Below are 9,625 nucleotides of genomic sequence, written 5' to 3'. Positions count from 1 at the left end.
AGGCGACGTCGCTCGTGACTCCCCCTCACCCTTCCCACTCGCTTCGCGAGCGGGCCCCTTCCCTCTCCCACAAGGGGAGAGGGAGTGTGGCTATCCCGCATATGCCTTCACCAGGTCGTAGAGGTAATCGCGGCCGACATAGAGCGACTCGACACGGATGCGTTCGTTCAGCCCGTGGATGCCGCTGAAGTCGGATTCGATGAACACGCCGGGCGCGCCATAGGTCGGGATGCCGATCGCTTCGAGGAAGATGCCGTCGGTGGCGCCGGTCGACATGCTGGGCAGCATCGGCACGCCGGGAAAATATTTGTCGGCGAGCGTCTTCATCGGCCCGATGATCTTGGGATCGAGCGTCGGCGGAATGCCGATCGGGCGGACCGGCTGGTTGGCGGTCACCGTCACTTTCGGCCCGGCCAGTTCCTTCAATTTGGCGAGCGTGCCGTCGACGCTTTCGCCCGGGAAGATGCGGCAATTGACGTTGGCAGTCGCCTTTTGCGGCAGCGCGTTTTCGGCATGGCCCGCGTTGAGCAAGGTCGCGACGCAGGTCGTCCGCAAGGTCGAATGCATCGCCTTGTCGAGCGAGACGATCTTGTCCGCCTCGTCATCCTTGGGGTCGGCGAGCAGGCGCTTGACCGCCGCGGCCATCGGCGCCGGCGTCTGCGGCGCGCCCGCGACCGCGGTGAAGAAGGCACGCGTCGTATCGGTGAACTTCACCGGGAATTCATAGGCGCGCACTGCCTGGAGCGCATCGGCGAGCTGGTAGATCGCATTGTCGGGCACCGGCTGCGAACTGTGCCCGCCGGGATTGGTGGTGGTGAAGGTGAAGTTCTGCGCCGCTTTCTCGCCGACCTGGATCGCCAGCAACTCGCGCTCGCCCTTGGCATTGTAGCGTCCGCCGCCGCCTTCGTTGAGCGCGAATTCCGCGGCGATCAAATCGGGCTTGTTCTTGGCCAGCCATTCGGCGCCGTTGAAGGCATAGGTGGTCTCCTCGCCGCAGGTCAGCGCCATCTTGATCGTGCGCTTCGGCTTGTAGCCGCTCTGTTTGAACCGGATCATCGAATCGGCCCAAATCGACGCCATCGCCTTGTCGTCGACTGTACCGCGGCCGTAATAAAAGCCGTTCTCCTCGATCAGTTTGAATGGGTCGCGGACCCAATCCTCGCGCTTGGCGGCGACGACGTCGATATGCGCCAGCAACAGCATCGGCTTGGCCTTGGGATCGCTGCCCTTGAGCACCGCGACGAGGCCGCCGTCCTTGGGATGATCGGGTACCGAAAACGGAATCAGCTCGCTGTCGGTATAGCCCGCCGCCTTCATCCGCGCCGCGATCTGCGCGGTCGCCTGAGTGCAGCTGCCGATGTCGACCACCGTATTGGTCTCGACCAGCTCCTTGTAGAGACCGAAGAACGCCTGCTGGTCGGGGCGGAGCTCAGCCGCGGGCGCGGCTGCCGCCGAGACCATTGGTTGCGCGACGAGACCCGCCGCGATGATCCATCCCAAAGCGCGCATGCCGACCCCCGATTGTTGCGATGACTGGGGAGACTAGAGCGCGAAACTACGCGGCACGCAACCGCCCGAGGTCAGGGACGCATCCGCGCCGAGGTCGCCATCACGTTGCGCGGCAAGGTCAGGCGGATTTCGCGATTGGCGAAATCGATCTGGACGCGGCGGAACAGCCGCAGCGAATCCATCCCGAGCATCAACGCCGGCGTATCGCTCAACCCGAACCGTTTGAACGGCACCGCATCGGCGAAGGCGATCGGCAGCTGGTGGAAGCCGACTCCGGCAATTTCGAGTGAGTCGATCACGCGATAATCGGCCTGGAGATATTGGCCGGTCACCGCTTGCAGCGCGACCGTGCCGAGCGACTTTTCGGTCTTCACGCGCTTGAGCAGGGCGAGGTTGCCAACGGTCACCGGCGACCCGGTGTCGATCACGACCGAGATGCGCTTGCCGCGATACCGGGCATCGGTGACGATCAATTGGCCATAGAGGTTCTTGGCGCGGATCACGATGTCGTCGGGGCTGCCGCCCAAGCCGCGTTTCTTCGACGCGCGAACTTCCATCACATTCTTGTCGAAATCGATCGACACGGCGTGACCCTTGAGCGCGTCGATGCCCAGCATGCCGGGTGCGCCGAGATTGGTCGCCTCGACCGCGGGCGCCTCGATCAAGTCGGGCGCGATCATGTTCACGCGAAGATCGGACAGCTGGTAGGTGCCGAGCTCGCTTTGCCCCGCCATCGTCGTCACGCGGACGCGGCGTCCGGTGGCGAGCTTGAGGATGTCGGCCAGTTCGCGCGACACCACCGTGCGCTCCGACCCGGTATCGATGATGAAGGAATAGGGGCCGCTTGGGCCGATCGACACGGGAACGGTCATGCGCTGGTCGGCATTGGTGAAGCCGAGCAGTTCGGACGCCGTCGCCGGGGTGGTCACACCGGTCGTGGGAAGCACGGGCGGATCCTGGGGAACGCCGCTATCGGCCGACGACGGGGCACCCGCCGCGCCAAGGGCCAAGACCAGCAAGGGGATAAACCCGCGCATGACGCGAATGGTACGCCTGTTCCGGTATTGTACCAAGCGAATTCGCGCGTGCTCAGTGGGCCTCGACGTCCCCCTCCGGCACGGGTTCCAGCGCTCGCGCGATGGGTCGCGCGATGGCCAGCATCAACAGCCCGCCGATCAGACCGATCGTCCCGTCGAGCGCCCAGAAGGCGGCGGGGCTCATCGTGTCGTAGAAGCTGCCGACCCAGCCCATGATCACGCTGCCCAGGAAGAAGGACAGGAACACCCCGCCCATCAGGGTCGCGGTGACCTGTTTGGGCGCGGCCTGACTGATCAGCGCGAGCAGGACCGGCCAATAATAGAGGAACGCGACGCCCATGCCGAAGAACCCGGCGAGCGCCCACCAGACGGCGGTCTTGCCGTCGGGGCCGGTCAGCAAGGCGCCGGCGACCAGCACGAACGCCGAGACGCCGGTCAGCAGCGCGCCGATCCCGATTTTGGTGACGTCCGACGGTTCGCGTCCGCGCTTCGCCTGCCACGCCCACAAAGCGACCAAAGGCGGCACCGCGACGACCGAGGCGAACGGGTCGATAGAGTTGAACCAGGACGGCGGGACACTGCCCCATGGCGTCCACAGGCTGACATGCTGGTCGACCCACAGCACGCCGATGCTCCAGATCATCGGATAGGCGACGTTGGGAAACAGGGTCATCGCGGCGACCAGGATCAGCAACCACATCCGCTTGCGCTCGGCCGGGGTCATCGGCGGCAGCGCGACGCGGTCGACGCGCGGGCTGCGACCGGTAAGATGGCGCTGGCCGGCGAGGTAGATGACCAAAGCGAGCAGCATCAGCCCCGCCGCCGCGCCGAACCCGGCATGCCAGCCATAACCCGCGGCGAGCGCGCCGCAGGCCAAAGGCCCCAGGATGGCACCGACATTGATGCCCGCGGAAAAGATCGTGTAGCCCTGCGTCCGCCGCGATTCCGCCTCGGCCGGATAGAGCTCGCCGACCTGCGCCGAGATATTGCCCTTGAGGCAGCCCGAGCCGAGGATCAGCAACAACAACGCGAGCAGGAACGAGGCATCGAACGCCATCGCGAGATGCCCGGCGCACATCAGCAAGGCGCCGATGATGACGGTGGACTTCGCCCCCAGCCAGCGATCGGCGATCCAGCCGCCCAGGATCGGGGTGAAATAGACCAGCCCGCCATACCAGCCATAGATCAGCGACGCGAAAGCGACATCGCTGAGCGCGCCGTGCCAGCTGAACACCTGCCGCAACGCCGCCAGCCCCAGCACATGCTCGGCATGACCCGGCAGGAACAATTGCTGGACCATGTAGAGCGTCAGCAGCGAGGTCATGCCGTAATAGCTGAACCGCTCCCAGCATTCGGTGAAGGCGAGATAGGCGACCCCGCGCGGATGACCGAGAAAGGCGGTGTCGGCAGTCGAAGCGGTCAATCACCGATCCTCTTGAAGCGGATCCGCTCCGGAAGCGGCGGATTGGTCGCGATATAAGCACGTAGCGCGCGCTCAAGCGAGGCTTGATCCTTGAAACGGCAGGTCGCTCCGCCGACCGGCTTCGCTGGGGCCGCCGGAACCGCCTGGATCGAATTTGTCGTGAGCGGCGCGTCGGAATCCTCGGTATTGGTCACGGCTTCCTCTTCGACCTCGCCTCCCGCCGCGCGCACGATCTCTGCGGTCGAATCGCAATCGATGAGCGGTGACACCCACAGCACCTCGCCGTGCAGCTCGGCCAGGCCATAGGTCACTTCGGTCTGGCCTTCCTCCGGCATGTCCTGGACGATCCACAGGTCGCGCCCAGTCACCGCGAAGCGTACCATGACGAGGCGCGAGGGTTGCTCGTCCTTCCGGGGCCGGAGCGGCGTGAAGAGGATCGTCCCATCGGGCTGCCATATGATCCGATCAAGATGTGCCGGCTTGCCGTCCCCCAGAAGGTCGACCTTGTAGACGCCGGGTCGGACCGGTCCGGCATCGGCCGGATTGCCTTTGTAGAAAGGCGCGCCGACCCACCAGCAACTCGACAGGAAGAGCGCCGCGACAGCGGCAAGAGCGAGGCGTACGGGCAGTCGCATCCCCATCCTTCTCCCTGAGCATCTTGGGCGCTACGGTACATCGCGAACCCATATTGAGGTAGCAGGAATGACGATCGAAGAACCGGATGCCGGGTCGCGGCCCGTCGACCTGCCGCATCGTCGCGAGTTCCTTGGACATCCGGTCGGCCTGCCGGTCATCGCCTTCACCGAAGCGTTCGAGCGCTTTTCCTATTACGGCATGCAGACCCTGCTGGTGCTGTACATGGTCAAGGCGCTGCTGCTGGCGCCGCATGTCGAGCATATCGTCGGGTTCGGCTGGTTCAGCACTGTGCTGGCGGGCATCTATGGCGCGCCGCCCAACACCCAGGCGCTCGCCTCGCACATCTTCGGCACCTACACGATGCTGGTCTATGTCACCCCGATCCTGGGCGGGCTGCTGGCCGATCGCTGGCTGGGCAAGACCACAACGGTGACGATCGGCGCGCTGTTGATGGCGGCGGGCCATTTCCTGATGGCATTCGACGTGTCGTTCCTGCTCGCCTTGCTGTTGCTGGTGCTCGGCGTCGGTTGCCTCAAGGGCAATCTCGCGAGCCAGGTCGGCGCGCTCTACGCGCCGGGCGACGGCCGCGCGACCGATGCGTTCCAGATCTATTATATCGGCATCAGCTTCGGTGCGTTCTTCGCGCCATTGGTGTGCGGGGCGCTGGGCGAGGAAGTCGGCTGGCATTGGGGATTCGGCGCGGCCGGGGTCGGGATGGTGATCGGTCTGGTCATCTATCTGGCGGGTCGCCGGCATCTGCCGCCCGATCCGCTGACCGAGCGGCGCGCGGCGCGCGCATCGGCCGCACCACGGGCGGCGATGACGCGGCGCGATATCGTCGTGCTGATCCTGCTGCTGTTCATGGTTCCGGTGCTGGCGGTCAGCGCGATCGGCAACCAGCAGATGTTCAACGCCTATCTGGTCTGGGCCGACCGATCCTACGAATTCATGCTGTTCGGGCATCGCATGCCGACCTCGTTCCTGGTCTCGTTCGACGCCTTTACCGGGTTCGTGACGCTGGCCGGGGCAGTGGCGTTCTGGCGCTGGTATGCGCGGCATTGGCGCGAGCCCGACGAGATGAGCAAATTGATCATCGGCTGCCTGATCTCGTCTTCCGCCTTCCTGCTGGTGATGATCGTCGCCAGCCGCCACGAAGCGACCGGGGTCAAGCCGGCTCTATGGGTCGCGCTCGCGGTCAACACGCTCAACAATCTGGGCTTCGCCAACGTCTTTCCGGTCAGCCTCGCGCTCTATTCGCGGGCCGCGCCGCGGGCGATCTCTGGGACCGTCGTCGGCATCTATTACCTGTTCCTGGCGCTGGCCAATTATCTGGTCGGCGTGGTCGGCGGCTGGCTGGAGATCATGCCGGCGGGGCAATTCTGGGGAATCCATGTCGGCGCGATTCTGGGCGCGGCGGCGGTGTTCGTGGCGATCAAGCTGGTGTTCGGGAAGTTGCTGTTGCCGGAGGTGGTGGAGAGCCCGGCTATTTAGCCCCTCCCCTTCAGGGGAGGGGTTGGGGTGGGGCCTATCCGCAGGCGATGTCGCTTGCCGCACCGCCGCACCCCCGACCCCTCCCCTAAAGGGGAGGGGCTTTGACTATTCCGCCGCCAGCAAACTCTCCGCGCCGCCCAGGTCGACCGACACCAGCCGGCTGACGCCCCGTTCGACCATGGTCACGCCGAACAGGCGGTGCATGCGGCTCATCGTCACCGCATTGTGCGTGACGATCAGATAGCGCGTCGCGGTTTCCTGGGTCATGCGGTCGAGCAGGTCGCAGAAGCGTTCGATATTGGCGTCGTCGAGCGGCGCGTCGACTTCGTCGAGCACGCAGATCGGCGCGGGGTTGGTCAGGAACAGGCCGAAGATCAGCGCGACCGCGGTCAGCGCCTGCTCGCCGCCCGACAGCAAGGTGAGCGATTGCAATTTCTTGCCCGGCGGCTGCGCCATGATCTCGAGCCCGGCTTCGAGCGGATCGTCCGAATCGACCAGTTCGAGCCGCGCCGCGCCGCCGTTGAACAGGGTCGTGAACAGCCGCTGGAAATGGCCGTTGACCGCCTCGAACGCGGCGAGCAGGCGCTGCCGCCCCTCCCGATTGAGCGTCCCGATCGAGCCGCGCAACTGCGCGACCGCCTGGCCGAGTTCGTCGCGCTCGACGGCTGCGTCGGTCCGCTGCGCATCGAGTTCGGCGAGTTCGGTTTCCGCGACCAGATTGACTGGCCCGAGCCGTTCGCGATCGATCAGCAATTTGTCGTGCTGGACCGATTCGTCCTGCGGATCGCCGACCTGATCGAGATCGAAGCCGACGCGCTCGCCGAGCAAGGGCGGGGGGCAGGCGAAACGCTCGCCCGACAGCCGCGCCATCTCGACGCGGCGCAAATCCTGATTCTCCGCGCGCGCGGCCGCCCCGGCACGCGCTTCTCGCGCCAGTGACAGCGCCTCGGCGGCGATGCGGCCCGCCTCCTCGGTCGTGCGGACGCGCGCTTCGGCCTCGCGCTCGTCGACCGCCGCGGTCTCGGCGGCGGCGCGCAGCTCGGCATGGCGCGCCTCCTGATCCGCGATCTGCGCGGCAAGTTGCGCCGGGCGCGCTTCCGCCGCCTCGGCCTCAGCGGCGAGTTGCGCCTCGCGCTTGTCCATGTCGGCGATGCGCTTGGCTGCTTCGCCGGCGCGTGATTTCCAGCCCTTTTGCTCGGCTTCGGCCGCCGCGAGCCGCTCGCGATCGGCGGCGATCGCGCGATCGAGTTGAGCGCGGTCGGTACGTGCGTTGGAGGCGTTGGCCCGACGTGCCTCGGCTTCGGCCTGGAGCCGCGCCACCGCGGCGCGGGTGTCGGCGCCATCGGGCAAGGCGGCGCGTGCCGCTTCTGCACGCGCCAATTCGGCTTCCGCCTCGCCGGCTTCGGCCGCCACCCGGCGCGCCCGCGTCTCGAGATCGGCGCGCTGCGCTTCGATCCGTTCGAGCTGCGCGGTGGCGCGATCCTCGGCGCGACTCGCCTCGCGCGCGGCATTCTCGGCACGCTCGAGCGAGGCCCGCGCGGCTTGCGCATCGGCACGGGCGGACGCGATGCGGCGTTCGGCCTCATCGAGCTGGCCATTGGCTTTCTCGACCGCGCCTTGCGCCTTGGGGCGCGCCTTGTTGAGCGCGGCGAGACGGTTGATCCGCTCGAGCCGTTCGGCCGCAGCGGCGCCGCCCGACTTGGCGACATAGCCGTCCCAGCGCCGGAGCGTACCGCCGAGCGTCACCAGCCGCTGCCCGACCGCGAGCGCACGGCCTTCATCCTGTTCGGCCACCAGCACTTGCGCCAATCGTCGCGCGAGGGCTGCCGGCGCCTCGACATGGTCGGCGAGGCGGGTCAGGCCCTGAGCCGACGGGTCGCCCGGCTGCGGCTCGGCCCCGGCCCAATAGCGGTCGGCATTGGCGTCGAGCCCGGTTTCGAGGTCATCGCCCAACGCCGCCGCCAGCGCGCGTTCATAGCCGGGTTCGGCGCGGACATGATCGAGCAGCTTGTCGCGTCCCGACGGCCGCGTCGCCTTTTCGAGCGCGAGCACTTCGCTTTCGATCGTGGCGAGTTCGGCGCGCGCGGCCGCTCGCGCCTGTTCGGCGGCGTCGCGCGCTTCCTGCGCGGTACGTTCGTCGGCGTCGGCACGGGCGCGGGCGCCGCGCGCGGTCTCCGCCGAATCGAGCGCGTCGGCACGTGTCTTGATCGCGCGATCGCGCTCGTCGCGCAGCGGCGCGGTGTCGCCCAATGCCTTCAATTCGGCCGCCTGCATCGCCTGGTCGCGCAGCGCGCGGTCGTGCCGCGCCTTGGCGGCTATTGCTGCCGCTTCGGCGACGCGGGCATCGGCGAGTTCGGCGGCCTGGCGGCTCATCGCCTGCGCCAGCGCGACATCGGCGTCGCGCGCCGCGCGCTCGGCCTCGGCGAGCGTCGCATCGAGCGCGGGCAACCGCGCCGCCGCTTCGTCGGCGCGCTTCGCCAGCATCTTTGTCTCTGCATCGAGCCGCGCCAGCGCCTCGGCGGCGTCGACGGCCAGCGCGCCTTCGCGATCGCGGTCCTCCGCGATCCGGCCGCGTTGCCCGGCCAGTTCGGTGATTCGCCGTTCGGCGGCACTGTGTTCGGCGCGCGAGGCGGCGAGCGCATGCGCGGCTTCGCTCGCCGCCTCGCGCGCCGCGGTCGCCGCCGCACGGGCATCGCCCAGCGCTTCGGTCGCAGCATGCTGGTGCGCGGTGGCAGCACGTTGTGCCTCGGCCGCTGCCGCTACCTTCTCCTCGCATTGCGCGGCTTCGGCCTTGGCGGCATCGGCCGCTGATGCTGCGTCGCGCCAGCGCGCGAAGATCATCCGCCCTTCGGCAACGCGGATCTGGTCTGACAGCAAGCGATAGCGTTCGGCCTGGCGCGCCTGGCGCCGCAACGCCGAGGCGCGCGCTTCCTGGTCGGCCATGATCTCGTCGAGCCGCAGTAGATTGGCTTCGGTCGCGCGCAGTTTCTGCTCGGCATCCTTGCGGCGGACATGGAGGCCGGCGATCCCTGCCGCCTCTTCGAGCATCGCGCGACGCTCGGTCGGCCGGGCAGAGATTACCGCGCTGATCCGCCCCTGGCTGACCAACGCCGGCGAATGCGCGCCGGTCGCGGCATCAGCGAACAGCAAGGCGACGTCCTTGGCGCGGACGTCACGCCCGTCGATGCGATAGGCAGATCCCGCGCCGCGCTCGATCCGCCGCACCACTTCGGTCTCGCTGCCGTCGATCTCGGCCAGGATCGAGACTTCGGCGAAATCGCGCGCGGTGCGCTTGTCGGTGCCGGCGAAGATGACGTCGTCCATGCCGGCGCCGCGCATCGACTTTGGGCTGTTCTCGCCCATCGTCCAGCGCAGCGCCTCGAGCAGGTTGGACTTGCCGCAGCCATTGGGGCCGACCACGCCGGTCAGCCCCGGTTCGATGCGGAGATCGGCCGCGTCGACGAAGCTCTTGAACCCCGACAGCCTCAGCCGCTTTATCTGCATCCGATCAATGGCCCCCCGGCATTGT

General features: G+C 67.5%; 6 protein-coding genes. 1 reads left to right on the top strand and 5 read right to left on the bottom strand.

What is annotated here, in order from left to right:
- Positions 1 to 90 precede the first annotated feature (90 nt).
- From SMA01S_RS15505 to SMA01S_RS15490, 4 genes are all read right to left on the bottom strand, one after another.
- Positions 91 to 1,509 (bottom strand): M20/M25/M40 family metallo-hydrolase, encoded by a 1,419-nt coding sequence (locus tag SMA01S_RS15505; RefSeq protein WP_066824243.1) that lies wholly within the window; start codon positions 1,507 to 1,509, stop codon positions 91 to 93.
- Between the two features lie 71 nt (positions 1,510 to 1,580).
- On the bottom strand, positions 1,581 to 2,546 hold the full coding sequence (locus tag SMA01S_RS15500) for an aspartyl protease family protein (protein WP_066824240.1): 966 nt from the start codon (positions 2,544 to 2,546) through the stop codon (positions 1,581 to 1,583).
- Between the two features lie 52 nt (positions 2,547 to 2,598).
- Positions 2,599 to 3,969, bottom strand: coding sequence for a peptide MFS transporter (locus tag SMA01S_RS15495; RefSeq protein ID WP_066824237.1), 1,371 nt, complete (start codon positions 3,967 to 3,969; stop codon positions 2,599 to 2,601).
- A complete protein-coding gene (locus SMA01S_RS15490) occupies positions 3,966 to 4,604 on the bottom strand; it encodes a hypothetical protein (protein ID WP_157093972.1) in 639 nt (212 codons plus the stop codon). Before SMA01S_RS15490 ends, SMA01S_RS15495 begins: the two co-directional genes overlap by 4 nt.
- 67 nt (positions 4,605 to 4,671) lie before the next feature.
- On the opposite strand from SMA01S_RS15490, the gene SMA01S_RS15485 reads away from it, so the two are divergent.
- Positions 4,672 to 6,096: a peptide MFS transporter gene (locus SMA01S_RS15485; RefSeq protein WP_066824232.1), complete on the top strand. Its 1,425-nt coding sequence runs from the start codon at positions 4,672 to 4,674 to the stop codon at positions 6,094 to 6,096.
- A gap of 105 nt (positions 6,097 to 6,201) precedes the next feature.
- Here SMA01S_RS15485 and smc read toward each other — a convergent pair whose 3' ends face one another.
- Positions 6,202 to 9,600 carry a chromosome segregation protein SMC gene (gene smc / locus SMA01S_RS15480; protein WP_066824229.1) on the bottom strand — a complete coding sequence of 1,133 codons (3,399 nt, stop codon included), beginning with the start codon at positions 9,598 to 9,600 and terminating at the stop codon, positions 6,202 to 6,204.
- Positions 9,601 to 9,625: the final 25 nt, after the last annotated feature.

It is taken from the genome of Sphingomonas mali NBRC 15500 (assembly GCF_001598415.1).
Classification (GTDB): domain Bacteria; phylum Pseudomonadota; class Alphaproteobacteria; order Sphingomonadales; family Sphingomonadaceae; genus Sphingomonas; species Sphingomonas mali.
Note: the sequence above shows the minus strand (reverse complement) of the source record. Positions and strands in the feature narration are given on the sequence as shown.